At 73.9% G+C, this 15,037-nt stretch carries 13 protein-coding genes; 4 read left to right on the top strand and 9 right to left on the bottom strand.

From position 1 onward, the window contains the following. Window positions 1-45: 45 nt before the first annotated feature. From ACIBI5_RS04995 to ACIBI5_RS04985, 3 genes are read left to right on the top strand one after another with little or no spacing between them, the layout of a single operon-like run. Window positions 46-1,485, top strand: coding sequence for a carotenoid oxygenase family protein (locus tag ACIBI5_RS04995; RefSeq protein ID WP_397243267.1), 1,440 nt, complete (start codon window positions 46-48; stop codon window positions 1,483-1,485). Next, the gene (locus ACIBI5_RS04990) at window positions 1,482-2,618 is read left to right on the top strand and encodes an acetyl-CoA C-acyltransferase (RefSeq protein WP_397243265.1); all 1,137 of its coding nucleotides are present in this window, start codon (window positions 1,482-1,484) and stop codon (window positions 2,616-2,618) included. Before ACIBI5_RS04995 ends, ACIBI5_RS04990 begins: the two co-directional genes overlap by 4 nt. After that, entirely contained in the window at window positions 2,615-3,616 is a 1,002-nt protein-coding gene (locus ACIBI5_RS04985) for an LLM class F420-dependent oxidoreductase (protein WP_397243263.1), read from the top strand. The genes ACIBI5_RS04990 and ACIBI5_RS04985 overlap by 4 nt, the downstream gene beginning before the upstream one ends. 54 nt (window positions 3,617-3,670) lie before the next feature. Here the strand turns inward: ACIBI5_RS04985 and ACIBI5_RS04980 are convergent, their stop codons facing one another. The 6 genes from ACIBI5_RS04980 to ACIBI5_RS04955 all read right to left on the bottom strand — a co-directional run bounded on the left by ACIBI5_RS04980 (window position 3,671) and on the right by ACIBI5_RS04955 (window position 10,009). Continuing rightward, entirely contained in the window at window positions 3,671-4,387 is a 717-nt protein-coding gene (locus ACIBI5_RS04980) for a copper resistance protein CopC (protein ID WP_397243261.1), read from the bottom strand. A gap of 79 nt (window positions 4,388-4,466) precedes the next feature. Beyond that, window positions 4,467-5,018, bottom strand: a complete 552-nt coding sequence (locus tag ACIBI5_RS04975) for an MFS transporter (protein ID WP_397243259.1) — start codon at window positions 5,016-5,018, stop codon at window positions 4,467-4,469. Window positions 5,019-5,031: 13 nt separating this feature from the next. Next, window positions 5,032-6,417 (bottom strand): PepSY-associated TM helix domain-containing protein, encoded by a 1,386-nt coding sequence (locus ACIBI5_RS04970; protein ID WP_397243257.1) that lies wholly within the window; start codon window positions 6,415-6,417, stop codon window positions 5,032-5,034. 174 nt (window positions 6,418-6,591) lie between these two features. Beyond that, window positions 6,592-7,170: a hypothetical protein gene (locus tag ACIBI5_RS04965; protein ID WP_397243255.1), complete on the bottom strand. Its 579-nt coding sequence runs from the start codon at window positions 7,168-7,170 to the stop codon at window positions 6,592-6,594. Between the two features lie 31 nt (window positions 7,171-7,201). Further along, complete coding sequence (locus tag ACIBI5_RS04960) at window positions 7,202-8,140, bottom strand: winged helix-turn-helix transcriptional regulator (RefSeq protein ID WP_397243253.1); 939 nt, start codon at window positions 8,138-8,140, stop codon at window positions 7,202-7,204. A gap of 300 nt (window positions 8,141-8,440) precedes the next feature. Continuing rightward, complete coding sequence (locus ACIBI5_RS04955) at window positions 8,441-10,009, bottom strand: ABC-F family ATP-binding cassette domain-containing protein (protein WP_397243251.1); 1,569 nt, start codon at window positions 10,007-10,009, stop codon at window positions 8,441-8,443. A gap of 53 nt (window positions 10,010-10,062) precedes the next feature. On the opposite strand from ACIBI5_RS04955, the gene ACIBI5_RS04950 reads away from it, so the two are divergent. Continuing rightward, entirely contained in the window at window positions 10,063-10,719 is a 657-nt protein-coding gene (locus ACIBI5_RS04950; RefSeq protein ID WP_397243249.1) for a TetR/AcrR family transcriptional regulator, read from the top strand. Here ACIBI5_RS04950 and ACIBI5_RS04945 read toward each other — a convergent pair. The 3 genes from ACIBI5_RS04945 to ACIBI5_RS04935 are packed head-to-tail and all read right to left on the bottom strand — an operon-like array spanning window position 10,638 to window position 15,013. Beyond that, window positions 10,638-10,826: a ferredoxin gene (locus tag ACIBI5_RS04945; protein ID WP_379640941.1), complete on the bottom strand. Its 189-nt coding sequence runs from the start codon at window positions 10,824-10,826 to the stop codon at window positions 10,638-10,640. The two genes, ACIBI5_RS04950 and ACIBI5_RS04945, sit on opposite strands and share 82 nt — an antisense overlap. Beyond that, window positions 10,823-11,974: a cytochrome P450 gene (locus ACIBI5_RS04940; RefSeq protein WP_397243247.1), complete on the bottom strand. Its 1,152-nt coding sequence runs from the start codon at window positions 11,972-11,974 to the stop codon at window positions 10,823-10,825. The genes ACIBI5_RS04945 and ACIBI5_RS04940 overlap by 4 nt, the downstream gene beginning before the upstream one ends. A gap of 3 nt (window positions 11,975-11,977) precedes the next feature. Then, complete coding sequence (locus tag ACIBI5_RS04935; protein ID WP_397243245.1) at window positions 11,978-15,013, bottom strand: BTAD domain-containing putative transcriptional regulator; 3,036 nt, start codon at window positions 15,011-15,013, stop codon at window positions 11,978-11,980. Window positions 15,014-15,037 lie beyond the last annotated feature (24 nt).

The raw sequence follows: 15,037 nt of genomic DNA, 5'->3' as shown, positions 1-15,037 counted from the left end.
GGTCCGGATATTGACGGCTGACTTCGTCTATCGTAGCTTCCAAGCATGGCCGAAACTGTCGTGATCATGGACGAGTCGGGCGAGCGGAACCCGTACCTGCTGGGCCTGTACGCGCCGGTCCAGGAAGAGCTCACCACCGGCGACCTGACGGTGATCGGGCGGATCCCCGCCGACCTCAACGGCGTCTACCTGCGCAACGGGCCCAACGCCCGCTTCCCGATGAAGGGCCGCTACCACTGGTTCGACGGGGACGGCATGGTGCACGCCGTCCATTTCGAGAACGGCCGCGCCCGCTACCGCAACCGCTGGATCCGCACCCGCGCCTTCGAGGCGGAGTCCGCCGCGGGGCAGGCGCTCTGGACCGGCGTGATGGAGAACCCGAAGGGCAACCCGTTCGGGAACGCGCGCGGGCTGCCGTTCAAGGACACGGCCAACACCGATGTGATCTTCCACCGGGGACGGGTGCTGGCCTCCTGGTATCTGTGCGGCTCGCCGTACGGCGTGGATCCGCTGTCGCTGGAGACGCTGGGGGCCGACACCTTCCTCGACACGCTCAACGGCGACTTCATGGCGCATCCCAAGGTGGACGAGCGGACCGGGGAGCTGTTCTGGTTCGACTACGGGCCGCGGCCGCCGTACCTGCGCTATGGAGTGGTGGGCGCGTCGGGGCAGGTCGAGCACTGTGTGGAGCTGGACCTGCCGGGGGCGCGGCTGCCGCACGACATGGCCATCACCCAGAACCACGCGATCCTCATGGATCTGCCGCTCTACCAGGACCCCGACGCCGCGCGGCAGGGCCGCTACAAGCTCACCTTCAACCGTGAGCTGCCTTCGCGCTTCGGGGTGATCCCGCGCCGGGGGCAGGCGCATGAGATCCGGTGGTTCGAGGCGAAACCCTGCTACATCTACCACGTCGTCAACGCCTGGGAGGAAGGCGGGGAGATCGTCATGGACGTCTGCCGGGTCTCGCGGCCCGCGCCGTCCGGGAACGGCTCCGCGCTGTCGCGGATGATCGCCTATCTGAAGCTCGACGCGCGCATGTACCGCTACCGCTTCGACCTGCGCACCGGCGCCACCTCCGAGCAGTACGTGGACGCCGACCACAACACCGAGTTCCCCTCGATCGACGCGCGCGCCACCGGCCTGCCGAGCCGCTACGCCTACAACGTCTCGGTCGCCGACGCCGCGACCAACCTGTTCGACGGCCTGGTCCGCTACGACAACCTCACCGGCGCCAAGGAGACCCACACCTACGGCCCCGGCGTCTACGGCAGCGAGGCCCCCTTCGCCCCGCGCGACGGCTCGACCGGCGAGGACGACGGCTACCTGGTCACCTTCGTCACCGACGAGCGCGAAGGCCGCTCCGAGGTGCGGATCCTGGCCGCCTCGCGGATCTCCGAGGGGCCTCTCGCCCGTGTCCTGCTGCCGCGACGGGTGCCGCTCGGCTTCCACGCCACCTGGGTGCGGGCGGACCAGCTGCGATGACCGTCTACGTCTACGACTGCGTCAGGACCCCGCGCGGCAAGGCCCGCCCCGGCGGCGGACTGGCCGAGGTCACGCCGCTGGCCATGCTCGAAGGGCTGCTGGGCGCGCTCGTCGGGCGTACCGGGGTCACGCGGGCCGACGACCTGATCGTCGGCTGCGCGACCCAGAACGCCGAACAGGGCGGCAACCTCGCCCGCACCGCCGCCCTGACCACCGGTTTCGACACACCCGGCATGACGCTCAACCGGTACTGCACCTCCGGCATCGACGCCGTGCGCACCGCCGCCGCCCTCGTCGCCTCGGGAAGCGCGCGGGTCGTCGTCGCGGGCGGGGTCGAGTCCGTCTCGCGCGTGCCGATGTTCTCCGACCGCGGGCCGCTGTGGTCGCTGCCGGTCGGGTCCCTGCACATGGGCGTCGCGGCCGACGTGGTCGCCACCTTGGAGGGCTTCTCGCGCGAGGAACTCGACCGGTACGGCCTGCGTACCCAGACCCTGGCCGCCGAGGCGTGGGCGGGCGGCCGCTACGACCGATTCCTGGTCCCGGTGAACGACCTCGGCCACGACGAGCACGTACGGCCCGGCCTCACCCAGGCCGCCCTGTCCGCGCTCGAACCCGCCTTCGCCGGCTCCCCCGGCCAGGACGCCGTCGCCCTCGCCCACCTGCCCGAACTGGGCCGGATCCGCCACCTCCACACCCGGGGCACCTCGCCCAGCCTGTGCGACGCCGCCGGGCTGGTGCTCCTCGGAACCGGCCTGGACCTGGAGCCGCTGGCCAGGGTGACCGGGAGCGCCACGGCGACCGGCGACCCCGTCACGATGCTCACGGCCGGGCAGGCGGCGGTCGAGAAGGTGCTGGCGCAGGCGGGGCTGAGCGCCGACGACGTGGAGGTCTTCGAGTTCGCCGAGGCGTTCGCGGCGTTGTGCCTGAAGTTCCAGCGCGACCTCAAGGTCGGCGACGACCGCTTCAACGTCAACGGCGGCACCATCGCCATGGGCCACGCTTTCGGCGCCACCGGGTCGCTGCTGGTGGCCGCCTGCGTCGCCGAACTGCACCGGAGGGGCGCGCGGTACGGGGTGGCCGCGGTGAGCGGGGCCGCCGGGTCGGGGTCGGCCGTGTTGCTGGAGCGGGTATGAGCCACGACGCTCCCTTGGGGTCCGGCGGCGTGCTCGGGTTGCGGCTCAGCGTCTCGCTCGGGTTGTGGCAGGATCGGCCGGCTGAGGAGGCGCTGGCGACCGCGCGGGCGGCCGACGCCCTCGGGTACCCGTCGCTGTGGGTCGGAGAGATGGCCACCTATGACGCGTTCGCGCTGGCCACGGCGATCGGGCTGGCCACCGGGCGGATCGGGCTGACGGTCGGGCCGCTGGCGGTGACCGTACGGGACCCGATGACGATCGCCATGGGCGCCGCCTCCGTGGCCGCGCTCACCGGCAGGCATGTGGACGTCGCCCTGGGCACCTCGAGCCCGCTCGTCGTCGAGGGCTGGCACGGACGTTCCCGCGCCCGCTCGGCCGCCGCGCTGCGGGAGTCGGTCGAGGCTCTGCGGCCGATGCTGGACGGTGAACGGTCGGCGTTCACCGGCGGGTCGGTGGCCAGCAACGGCTACCGGCTGCGGCTGCCCGCGCCGCGCTCACGGCTGACGGTGGCGGCGTTCGGGCCGTCGGCGGTGCGCACAGCCGCCCGCGCCGACCGGATGGTGCTCAACCTGATCACTCCGGCGTCGGCCGGCCGCCTCGCCGCCCAGGTACGCGCCCTCAACCCCGAGGTCTCGGTGGCCGCCTGGGTGAGCGCGGCCGTGGACCCCGGCCGCGAGGCCGTGGACCGCATCCGCCGCGCCGTCGTCGGCTACCTGCCCGCGCCCGGCTACGGCGAGATGTTCGCCGAGGCCGGGTTCGCGGACGTGGTCGCCTACGCGCGCACCGGCCCGCACCCTCGCGACCTGCTGGCCGCGGTGCCGGACGAACTGGTCGCCTCGGTGGCCCTGCTCGGCGACGCGGACACGGTGGCCGCGCGCCTGGCGGCGTACGCGGAGGCGGGCGTGGACGAGGTGGCGCTGGTGCCGGTCAGCACCGACCGCGACCCCGCCGGCACCACCACACTCCAAACCCTCGCCCCCCGCAGACCAGTCCCATAGACCACCCGCGGCCTTCACCCGTCGCGACTCTGGACGTCCCGGATCGTGAAGGCGTCAGCTGGCCGGACCACCCGGCTCCGGACCGTCCTCGGTCGCCTTTCCAGCCGCCGGCCCATCGTCGGTGGGCTTGCCGGATTCCGGACCGTCCTCGACCGGCTTGCCGGACACCGGTCCGGTGGGTGCGGTGCGGCGGCGGGAGCCCGCGAACCACATGCCCGCGCCCAGCACCACCAGCACGGCGGCCACCACCCAGATCCAGCCCGGCAGCCCCTGGCCCTCCTGGGTCGCGGCCGCCGCCTGCCCCGGATCGGCGGGCTGTACGGAAGCGCTCTCCGCCGGCGGCGCCGGAGCCGTGGACTCAGCGGGGCCGGCCGTGTCGGTGGGGGTGGGGTCGGAGGTGGGGGTGGGCGGGGCGGTCACGGTGAAGGGGATCTCCCCCTGGATCGGATGGCCGTCTGAGGAGACCACCCGCCAGCCGATCACGTAGCGCCCGGCGGCCAGCGCCTCGGGCACCTCGGTGGTGACGGTCTTGTCGTCGGCGACGGGCTTGCTCAAAGGAACGAGCTTGTCGCCGCTGTCCCGCAGTACCACGACCGGCATGCGGATCTTGGCGGTGAACTCCAGCTCGATCTCCTCAAGCGACTTCACCTTGGCGTTCTTGCCCGGCGAGCTCGACTTGAGCGCGTCGTGGGCAAGAGCGGCGGTGGGCAGAAAGACCAGCACAAGACCGCAGATCACCGCGGTCAGGATGGAACGCGGCAGCTTCGCCATCGTCTGAAACTCCATGGAAACGACCCGGCCCGCAGAAAGGCCGGGGACACCGGATGGACGCCTGTGGCGCCGGCGCACGTCAGCCGGCGCGCGGCGGCCCCGGGGGTCCGCGCCGGTGCACCACCGCGGCGAGCTCACGCCGCCCGCGGGGCTCCGGTTCACCTTCCGGTACGGCCGGCCGCATCGCGGAAGGCAGCCGCACCGGAGCGGCGGCCAGCAGCCGCGGCAGGCGCGGCGGCGGCGCGGACCACAGGCGCAGCAGGGTCCACACGGCGCTCTCGCCGCGATACAGCCACCACCCGGTCAGCAGCGCGACCGTGAAGTGGGCCACCACCATGCCGGGACGCGGATGCCCGTGATCGGGCACGACGACGTGCGCCGACGTCTGCGCGAACAGCAGGTGCAGCAGCATCTGCGTCCCGGCGGTGGCGGCCAGGACGCCTTCGCGGCTCCGTTCGCGCCCGCCGAGCACCAGGGCGAGCGACAGGGAGGCGGCGGCGCCGAGGGCGAGCGCCCACGGCGCGATGGCGCCGCCTCCGGCCAGCAGGTGTCCTCCCGCGGAGACCACGACGCACGCCATGCCGAAGACGGCGGCGCGGATCAGGCGCAGACTCGGATCCCGAGGGGACACATCCGCCATGGTGTCAGCCGCGCCTGCCCGCGAGAACCCGGCCGAGCACGATGTCGAGCAGCAGGAACGCGCACAGGGAGATGCCCAGGAGCGGCAGGAAGTACCCCACACCCACGGCCACCAGCGCAAAGGGGATCAGAACCACCCAGCGCACGCCGCGCCAGCCGCCGCGCGGGTAGCCGCCGAGTTTCGGGCGGCGCGACCACCACATCCGGTAGCCGAGCACGATCATGGTGATGACGCCCGCCGCGAGCAGCATCAGCACGATCTGGTTGGCCAGGCCGAACAGCAGTCCCTGGTGCCCGTCGATGCCCCAGCGGGTGAGCTTGGCGGCCAGGGGGAAGTCGGCGAAGCGCAGTTCGGCGCGCACCTGGCCGGTGGCGGGGTCGACGGCCACCTGGTCCAGCCGTTGCGGCCAGGTCTTGTCGGACTCCTTGACCAGGTACGGCTCGCCGGGCTTGGCCGGCCAGACGATCTCCAGCGGCCCGGACAGCCCCCGGCCCGCCGCGGCCGCCGTGACCCGGTCGGGGCCGACGTCGCCGCCGCCATGCCGGTGCCCGCCGGCGGCGGAGGGGGCGTGGGCGCCGTGCTCGCCGCCGGTGGCGATGGACGGTGTGGTCCAGCCGAGCGTGGTGCGGAGCCGGTCGACGTTGTCACCGGCGTACTTCGACCAGGTCAGGCCCGTGGCCGACAGGAACACCAGGCCCACCACCGCCCACAGGCCGATCGAGCCGTGCCAGGAGAGGATCCGCCGCCGGCCGGTGACGCCGCGCTCCGGCGTGGTCAGGCGGCGCAGGCGGGTGCCCTTGCGCCGCTTGCGGCCGATCCACAGGAGCAGGCCGCCGAGCGCGACGACCCAGAGCCAGCTGGCCGCCAGCTCGCTGTAGATGCGGCCGGGTTCGCCCAGGTGCAGGTTGCGGTGGAGGTGGGAGATCCAGGCGCGCACCGGCAGCGCGCCGGAGCCGCCGTAGCTCTCCAGCGAGCCGCGTACCTGGGCGGTGGACGGGTCCACGAAGACGGCGAGCTGGGTGCTGTCCGGCAGGCCGGGCACGTCCAGCAGGACGCGGGTGGTCTCGCCGGGCTCGGCGGCGGGCCGTACCGCGGTGATCGGGGCCCGCGGGTGCGCGGCGCGGGCGGCGGCGATCTGCCGTTCCAGGGGCAGGCTCGGGCCCCCGGGCGGCGCGGTCAGCTCGTGCGCGTAGACGATCTTCTCGATCTGGTACGACGCCGCGTACAGCAGGCCGGTGGTGGCCGCGACCAGGAGGAACGGGGCGATGAGGAGCCCGGCGTAGAAGTGAAGGCGCAGCACGAGCGGGCGCAGCGCCGGCCAGCTCGCCGATCGCCCGGGGGGTGGATCGACGCTCTCGGTCCGTTCGATGACGTCGGTGGAGGAGCTCATGGTGGTTTCTCCGTTCGGCCGGTGGCGCGCACAGCGAGGTACGCGCGATCCGGTCAGGGGGTTCGGACGCGGCCCTGATCGAGGAGGACACGCGCGGAGGCCGCGGCTGCCGGAGCGCACGGCCTTACGCCCAGGCGGAGACGCCCGGGAGCGCCCGGGCGGGGATGCCCGGGTTCAGTGAACGGAGAGAATGAGCGGCGGTCCACGCCGGGAGACGATCGTGACGAAGGGCGTACGAGGGGCGAGCGTGCCCTCGTCCTCGACCGGCGCCAGCCCGGCGGAGCCGGTCTCCGGCGTGGCGGTCAGCAGGACGAACAGCCGGGCCCACAGGCCGCCGACGGAGGCGACGGCCAGATGTGCCAGCAGAGCCAGCGCGCACTCGCCGCGCTCAAGCCACCAGGCGGAGATCAGGGCGACGACGGCGTGCACGAGGAACATGCCCAGGCCGTTGCCGAGCCCGTCGCCGTGCCCATGAGCGGCCACCGGGGCGGCCACGGGCACGGCACCGGCGGTGAACAGGTGGTGCATGCCGTACTGGGCGGCGAAGCTCGTGGCCAGCAGAAGTTCCCTGCCGCGCTGCCGGCGGCCGAGCAGGTAGGCCCCGGCCCAGGTCAGCGCGAGCGCGAGCGCGAGGGTGACGGGCCGTATCTGTGCGCCTCCGGCCAGCATGTGCAGGGTGAGCGAGGCCAGCACGCAGGCCACCGCGAACGCGGTGGCGCGCAAAGCGCGCAGAACGGGCCGGCCGACATGCACCCGCACATGATGCCACAGCCCGCCGCGAACCTCAGGCGGTCCCGGCCAGCGGCAGCCGCCGCTCGGGGATCACGAAGTGCACCTCGGTGCGGCTCAGCGCCACCCCGCACGACCCGCACCTCAGGTACGGCAGAAACGACCGCCCGCAGGCCCGATGGGTGAACCGCAGATCGGTGTCCGCCGGCCCCTCGTACCACTTCTGCGCCCACTCGACCAGAAACGCGAAGATCCCGAAGAAGCCGAGCCCCTTGCCGGTCAGCCGGTAGCGGGGCCGCGCCCCCGGCTCCTCCACGTCCAGCACGCCGAGCTCGGTGAAACGCCGCAGCCGGCTGGACAGCACCGACGGCGCCACCCCCAGCTCGGCCTGGAAGTCCGCGAACCGCCGCACCCCCAGAAAGGCGGCCGCCAGAACCACCGTGCTCCACCGATCCCCGAGCAGCTCGAACGTCTCCGGCAAATACGACAGCGGATCGTCCTCCCCCGCACGCACGATCCTGCGATGATGCCGCGGCACCGTCACCTGGGCGAAGGTCGCCGCCCCCCGCGACGTCTCGGTGTCGCGCGCGCCGACGGGCGCCGCCCCGCACCCCAGACACCCCAGCTCGACGTCGGTACGGCTCCCGCACACATCATGCGCCAGCTCCGGCAGCCCGTGCCGCCTGGGCACCCACCGCCGTTCCCACGACCAGATCTCCACCAGCACCGGCCACAGCTCGATGGCCCGCTCGGTCAGCAGGTACTCGGTCCGCGTCCGCCCCTGCTCCCGGTAGGGCACCGGCCTGAGCAGGTCGCCCGCGACCATCTCCTTGAGCCGGTTGGACAGCACCGACTCCGACATGCCGAGCTCGTCGCGCCAGTCGGCGAAGCGGCGCAGGCGCAGCAGGAAGGCGCGCTGCAGGATGAGCATCGTCCACTGGTCGCTGACCGCCAGCAGCGCCTGCCCGATCGCGCTGGGCCGCTCCGCTTCCATCCACCCGCTCCGCTTCACGTTGTTCGCCGGGCAGAACCACCGCTCGACGCTACCGCTGTTTACACGCCTCCCCAGCATGCCAGCCCACCCCCACCCCTCACCGACCCCCACGTGACCCCGCCCGGCCGGTCCCGCCCGATCTTCGCGTGCCGGCCCCGTGCCCTCCGCCTGGCCGGGCGCGCGTCGGGGTCCGAGCTCGGAAGCGCCGCGACCGCGTGAACACGCCCGTGGGAGCGCGGGCAGCGCAGGATGTCACGCGATATCGCGGGTGCCGGGGCGTGGGGGTGTGGGGGTGTGGGGTTAGAAGGCCGGGTCGGGGTTGGGGGAGTCGTGGACGTGGCCGGTGGCGGTGAAGGTGAGGTGGCGGTCGAAGTCGGCGGCGAACCAGCGGTCGTGGGTGACGGCCAGCACGGTGCCCTCGTAGGCCGACAGCCCCCGCTGCAACGCCTCCGCGCTGGCCAGGTCGAGGTTGTCCGTGGGCTCGTCCAGCAGCAGCAACGTCGCCCCTGACAGCTCCAGCAGCAGGATCTGCAGCCGCGCCTGCTGCCCGCCCGAGAGCGTCTCGAAGTGCTGGCCGCCCGCCGGAGCCAGCTCGTAGCGGGCCAGCGCGGCCATCGCGTCGTTGCGCTCCACGCCGTAGGTCGCCATGATCAGCTCGGCGATCGGGCGGCCGTGCAGGTCGGGACGCAGGTGGGTCTGCGCGAACCACCCGGGCCGCACCCGGGCGCCCAGGGTGAACGCCCCGGTGTGGGCGATCGGCTCCCCGGCCAGGAGCCGCAGGAAGTGCGACTTGCCGGTCCCGTTGAGGCCGAGGACGCCGATCCGCTCGCCGTACCAGATCTCGGTGCTGAAGGCGCGCACGAGGCCGGGCAGGGCGAGTTCGCGCACGGTGAGCGCGCGTTTGCCGGTGCGGCCGCCGCGCAGCCGCATGCGGATGTTCTGTTCCTTCGGCGGGCGCTCCGGCGGGCCCGCCTCCTCGTAGCGGGCGAGCCTGGTCACGGCGGACCGGTAGGCCCCGGACAGCGCGTCGTTGCGGGTGGCGCGCTGGCGCAGCGTGTGGACGGCGCCGCGGAGCCTGGCGCGTTCGTCCTCCCAGCGGCGGCGGCGCTCGTCGAGGCGGGCGGCGCGGTCGCGGCGGGCCTGGGGGTAGCCGGTGTAGCCGCCGCCGTGCACCCACACGCCGCGCGCCTCGACGGTGACGATCCGGTCGGCGACCTCGGCCAGCAGCCTGCGGTCGTGCGAGACGAGCAGCACGGTCTTGGCGGAGGCGCGCAGTTCGCCCTCCAGCCACTGCTTGCCGGGCATGTCGAGGTAGTTGTCGGGTTCGTCCAGGAGCAGGACGCCGTCGGGGCCGCGCAGCAGGGCGTGCAGCATCAGGCGCTTCTGCTCGCCGCCGGACAGCGTGCGCACGTCCCGCTCCCGCGCCGACAGGTACGGCAGGCCGAACGCGGCCGTCGTGCACACGTCCCAGACGACCTCCAGTTCGTAGCCTCCGGCGTCGGCGTAGTCGCTGAGCGCCTGGGCGTAGGCGAGCTGGCTCGTCTCGTCGTCGCCCAGGGCCGCCTCGGTCCGCCGTACCGACGCGACGGCGGCGCGGACCGGCGGAGGCGCGACCGACAGCAGCAGGTCCCCGACGCTTCCCGCGTCGAGGAACTGGCGCATCACCCCGATCCCGCCGCCGGCGCGCACCCGCCCGGCGGTGGGCCGCAGCTCACCGGCGATCAGGCGCAGCAGCGTGGTCTTCCCGGCGCCGTTGGGGCCGGCCATGGCGGCCTTGGCGCCCTCGCCGACCTTGAACGACACCTCGTTGAGCAGCAGGCGGCCGTCGGGCAGCACGTAGGTCAGGTCGTCGACCTCGATATGGCTCACCGTTCTATTACTAGACCATCGATCCGGTCGGCGTACAGCGTATTATCGGCCGGGTGAGCGACGAGAACGTGTGGCTGCGGCCCCGCAAACCCGCCCGCCAGGTGCTGACCATCGAGCGGATCGTGGCCGAGGCCCTCGCCCTGCTCGACGAGGAGGGCATCGACCGGCTGACCATGCGGCGGCTGGCCGAGCGGCTCGGCACCGGGTCCACCACGCTGTACTGGCACGTGAAGACCAAGGACGACGTGCTCGACCTGGCACTCGACGCGGTGTTCGGCGAGGCAAAGCCGCCCTCGGAGGGTGACTGGCGGGCGCGCGCCGAGGGGCTGTGCTCGGCCTGGCGGGCGGCGATGCTGCGCCACCCGTGGTCGATCACCCTGCTCGACCGGCCCATGATGGGGCCGAACGCGCTCGGCCGTACCGACTTCCTCTACCGCACGCTGGAGGAGGCCGGGCTGCCCGACGTGCGGGCGGCCGCGCACAGCCTGTCCACGTTCGTGATCGGCTCGGTCACCCTCCAGGCCCACGACAGCGCCGCCGACCTCACCGAGCACCTGCGCCCGTATCCCACGCTGGCCGCGCACGGCCTGGCCCACGACTGGGCGGCCACCTTCGCCCGCGGCCTCGGCTACCTGCTCGACGGCATGAGCGTGATCGCCCCTGTGGGGCAGCCGGAGACCGCGCGCCGCACCTGCGGGCCGTCGGCCTGAGCGAGCAGGACGATCCGGCCGTCGTCGGGATCCTGGTCGAAGACCTCGGGCGCCCACGCCGCGCACTGCCCGGCGGCGGCGCACCGCTCCCTGTCCACGACGATCACCACGTCACCTCCAGCCGGTCCACGCCGTACACGAGCATCCCCACGCGCTTCGGCACCTCCTCCAGCGGTACGGCCAGCCGCAACCCGGGCAGGCGGCGCAGCAACGCGGGGAAGGCGATCTCCAGCTCCATCCTGGCGAGATTCTGCCCGAGGCACTGGTGCGGGCCGAAGCCGAAGGCCAGGTGATGGGTACGCGGCCGGGCGAGGTCCAGGACGTCGGGGTTCTCGCACAGGGACGGGTCCCGGTTGGCCGCGGCCAGCGAGACGGTGAGGAAGTCGCCCTCCGGGATCGTCACCCCGCCCAGTTCGAGGTCCTGCGAGGCCCGCCGGAACATGAGGGTGTCGACGACCGACAGGTAGCGCAGCATCTCGTCCGCCGCGGTCTTGGCGACCTCGGGCTCATCGCGCAGCAGCGCGAGCTGATCGGGCCGCTGGAGCAGCAGCAGCGTGCCGACGCCCAGCACGCTGGCGCTGGTCTCGTGGCCGGCGATCAGCAGCAGCACGGCGACCCCCGCCACCTCCTCGTCGGTCAGGTCGGTGCCGGCGAGCAGGTCGTCCAGCAGCCCCTCCCCCGGCCGGGCGCGCTTGGCCGCGACGAGCTCGGTGAGGTAGACCCCGAAGTCCTCCAGCGCCGCCGTGGCCGTCTCGATGTCGAGGTTCGTGTCGAGCAGCCGGACGCTGGCGATCTGGAAGTTCTCGCGGTCGGCGTACGGCACGCCGAGCAGCTCGCAGATCACCAGCGTCGGCACCGGCAGCGCGAAGTGCTCGACCAGGTCCACCGGCCGCGGCTGCTTCTCCACGTGGTCGAGCTGGTCGGCGATGATCTGCTCGATCCTGGGTCGCAGCCGGTTCATGCGCTGCAGGGTGAAGCGGCCGGTGAGCATGCGGCGTATCCGGGTGTGCCGGGGCGGGTCCATTTGGACGAACATCCCCGGCGGCGGCGGGGCCTCGTACAACGGTACGCCCTGCTGGCCGCCCTCCACCTCGGAGCTGAAGCGGGTGTCGGCGAACAGCCGGCGGACCAGGTCGTGGCTGGTGGCATACCAGACCTCGTCGCCGGTGTCGAGCCGCACCTTGCCGAACGCCTCGTCGGCGGCCCCGTCCGGCGGGCTGAAAGGACAGGAGCGCGTCATCGGAATCTGTCTCATGCCTCAACGGTGGGCGGCGGGGCTGACCGCGCCCGCACGCGGCGCTGACATGAGCACGACGATCTCCTCGCGGTCCATCCGGGCGCCCCGCCGGTAGGCCAGCGAGAACGCGGCGTCGCCGAGCACGCGCCTGGTCTCCGCCTCGACGCCGGCGGCGTCGGTGCCCGGCAGCCCGCGCAGCGTACCGGCCGCCCCGAGGAGCGTCGCGGCCCGCTCGGCGGCGCCTCCGGCCAGCGCCAGCCCGGCCATGCCCTCGACCGCGCCGGCGGCGGCCGGCATGTCGAGTGTGCGCAGGAGGACGTCGAACGCCTCGCGGAAGAGCCCCTCGTCGCCGGCGACCTGTCCCAGCCCGATGAGGACGCGGGCGCGCAGCTCCTCCTCCCCCGCCCAGGGCGTGTGCCCGCAGCCGGCCAGCGCCTCGCGGTAGAGCTCAGCGGCCCGTCCGCCGTCGCCTTCGAGCCTGGCCACCTCGGCCCGCACGTACGTGGCCGCGGCCATCACCTCCGGCCCCTTCCTCGACCTGGCCAGCCCGGCGGCCCGCTCCAGGTCGGCCTTGGCGCCGTCGAGGTCGCCCGCTCTGGCCTTGACCGAGCCCCGCTGGGCCAGCACGAACACGGTGTCCTCCGCGTCGCCGAAGACCGAGGTCAGCGCCATGGCCTCCTCGGTCAGGTCCAGCTCGCGCGCGTGCTCGCCCCGCCAGCCGGCGATCTCGGCCATCTGCAGCAGGGCCTGCGCCGTGCCCCAGCCGTCGCCGGCCAGCCGGAAGGCGGTGAGCGCGCTGCTCAGGTGCTCGGAGGCCTGGTCCACCTGGTTGCCGCCGCCCAGCCGTACCTGTGCCAGGAGCAGGTGGGCGAAGCCGCGCGACCACGGCTGCGAGCTCGTGGTCGCGGTCAGGAGCGAGGGGACGATCGCGCCGTAGTCGCTCTCGGCGACGGCGAGATAGGGGCGCACCATCTGGATCAGCGGGTACTCGGGCGCCGGCCCCAATTGCTCGGCCAGCCGCTCGGCCCGCTCCAGCAACGGGCGGATCTGGGCGCGCGGACTGGCCGCCGATGCCACCTGCAGCACGGACATCACGTAGTGGGCGCCGCACTCCTCCGCTCCCGGCAGTTCGAGCGCGGCGACGGTGAGCTGGGCGGCCTCCTGCCCGAGCCCGCGCTGCCACCAGTAGAGCCATAGCCCCGCGGTGATCCGCAGCGCCGTCGCGGGCCGCCCGGCCGCGATCGCCCAGCGCAGTGCCGCGTGCAGGTTGTCGTGCTCGGCCGCGAGCTCGGCCATCGTGCCCGCCTGCCGATGATTGCGCAGGTACGGCTCCGCCCGCACGGCCATGCCGGCGAAGTACTCGGCGTGGGCCAGGCGTACGGCGTGGACGTCGTCCTCCCCCAGGTGCTCGGCGCAGAAGGCGCGCACGGTCTCCAGCATCCGGTAGCGCCCCCGGTCGGCCTGGACGAGCGACTTGTCCACCAGGGCCGCGAGCAGGCCGGGCGTCGCGCCGCAGACCTGCTCCGCCGCCTTGAGCGAGGCCCCCGACGGGAAGGCCGACAGCCGCGCGGCCAGCCGCTGCTCGCCGGCCGACAGCAGCTCCCAGCTCCACGCCACGACGGCCCGCAGCGTGCGATGGCGGGCCTGGCCGCCGCGGAGCCCGGAGCCGAGCAGGTCGAGACGGTCGCCGAGCCGCTCCTCCAGCCGCTCGGCCAGGTCCTCGGCCGACAGCGCGCGCAGCCGGGCGGCGGCCAGCTCGATCGCCAGCGGCAGGCCGTCGAGGGCGCGGCAGATCCGCACGACCGCGTCGGTGGCGGCGAAGTGCGGGTCGGCGGCCCGCGCGCGGTCCATGAGCAGGCTCACCGCGGGGCTGTCCAGCGCCTCGGCCAGGGCGGCGCCCTCGGCGGGCAGCGCGAGCGGGCGCAGCGGCAGGCTGACCTCGCCGTCGAGCCCGAGCGGCTCGCGGCTGGTGGCCAGCACGCGTACGCCGGGCGCCCCGGCCAGCACCCGGTCGGCCAGGGCGGCGGCCTCCTCGATCAGGTGCTCGCAGTTGTCCAGCACGAGCAGGAGCGACTCTCCCGCCAGGATGGCGACCGGGTCGCCGGGCGTGAAAGCGCCGCCGAGGGCGCCGAGCACGGCCTGCCGTACCCCTGCCGCCGGGGCGAGTTCGACGAAGCAGACGCGCTCCCCGAGCGGCCCGTTCACCGCCTCGGCGGCCAGCCGGGTCTTGCCCGAGCCGCCGGGGCCGACGAGCGTCACCAGCCGGTGCTCGCGCAGCAGGGCGCGCAGGTCGGCGAGCTCGCGTTCGCGGCCGACGAAGCTGCTCACCTGGCGGCGCGGCCCCGGCATGGCGATCAGCGGGCGCTGGGCGTGCTCGCCGCGCAGCACCGCGATGTGCAGGGCTCTGAGCTCCGGCGACGGGCTGGTGCCGAGGCGCCCGGCCAGCAGGCGGCGGTAGTCCTCGTAGCACTCCAGCGCCTCGACCTGCCCGCCGGTCGCGGCCAGCGTGCGGATCAGCAGCTCACGCGGGCGCTCGCGCAGCGGGTCGGCGGCGACCAGGGTCCGCAGCTCCCCGATCAGGCGGGCGGGCTCGGCCTTCAGCGCGAGCTCGGCCTCGATCCGGTTCTCCAGCGCCTCCGCGCGCAGGCTCGCCAGCCGCTCGCGGTGGCCGTCCAGGCCCGGCAGCCCGGCCAGCGCCTCGCCGCGCCACAGCGCGAGCGCCTCGCCCAGCAGCCGCACCGCCTCCGGTGTACGGCCGGCCCGCCGCCCCTCGGTGACCAGGCGGGCGAAGCGGTGGGCGTCCACGTCGTCGGGGTCCACGCTGACCCGGTAGCCGGGCCCGACCCGCTCGACCGGGACGAACTTGCGCAGGCGGGAGATCTGCGACTGCAGGGCGTTGGGCGCGGCCCCCTCGCCGCCGTAGACGACCTCGCGCAGGCGCTCCGCGGAGACCGGCCGCCCGGGTTCCAGCAGCAGCGCGGCGAGCAGCGCCCGCAGGCCGTCCCCGTTGACCTGCTCGCCGGCCACCTCGGTCGTGCCCAGGATGCGGTAGCGCATACTCCGATTGTGTCCGCTGGCGCG

This window comes from Nonomuraea sp. NPDC050540, assembly GCF_044457485.1.
Classification (GTDB): Bacteria; Actinomycetota; Actinomycetes; order Streptosporangiales; family Streptosporangiaceae; genus Nonomuraea.
The sequence above is the reverse complement of the archived record's forward strand: the minus strand, read 5'-3'. Positions and strand labels throughout refer to the sequence as shown.

Bases quoted from the DNA above. Each gene is read 5' to 3' on its own strand.
- ACIBI5_RS04940 (WP_397243247.1), bottom strand. From the start codon at position 11,974: ATGAGACAGATTCCGATGACGCGCTCCTGTCCTTTCAGCCCGCCGGAC.
- ACIBI5_RS04995 (WP_397243267.1), top strand. From the start codon at position 46: ATGGCCGAAACTGTCGTGATCATGGACGAGTCGGGCGAGCGGAACCCG.
- ACIBI5_RS04960 (WP_397243253.1), bottom strand. From the start codon at position 8,140: ATGGAAGCGGAGCGGCCCAGCGCGATCGGGCAGGCGCTGCTGGCGGTC.
- ACIBI5_RS04990 (WP_397243265.1), top strand. From the start codon at position 1,482: ATGACCGTCTACGTCTACGACTGCGTCAGGACCCCGCGCGGCAAGGCC.
- ACIBI5_RS04980 (WP_397243261.1), bottom strand. From the start codon at position 4,387: ATGGCGAAGCTGCCGCGTTCCATCCTGACCGCGGTGATCTGCGGTCTT.
- ACIBI5_RS04985 (WP_397243263.1), top strand. From the start codon at position 2,615: ATGAGCCACGACGCTCCCTTGGGGTCCGGCGGCGTGCTCGGGTTGCGG.
- ACIBI5_RS04970 (WP_397243257.1), bottom strand. From the start codon at position 6,417: ATGAGCTCCTCCACCGACGTCATCGAACGGACCGAGAGCGTCGATCCA.
- ACIBI5_RS04935 (WP_397243245.1), bottom strand. From the start codon at position 15,013: ATGCGCTACCGCATCCTGGGCACGACCGAGGTGGCCGGCGAGCAGGTC.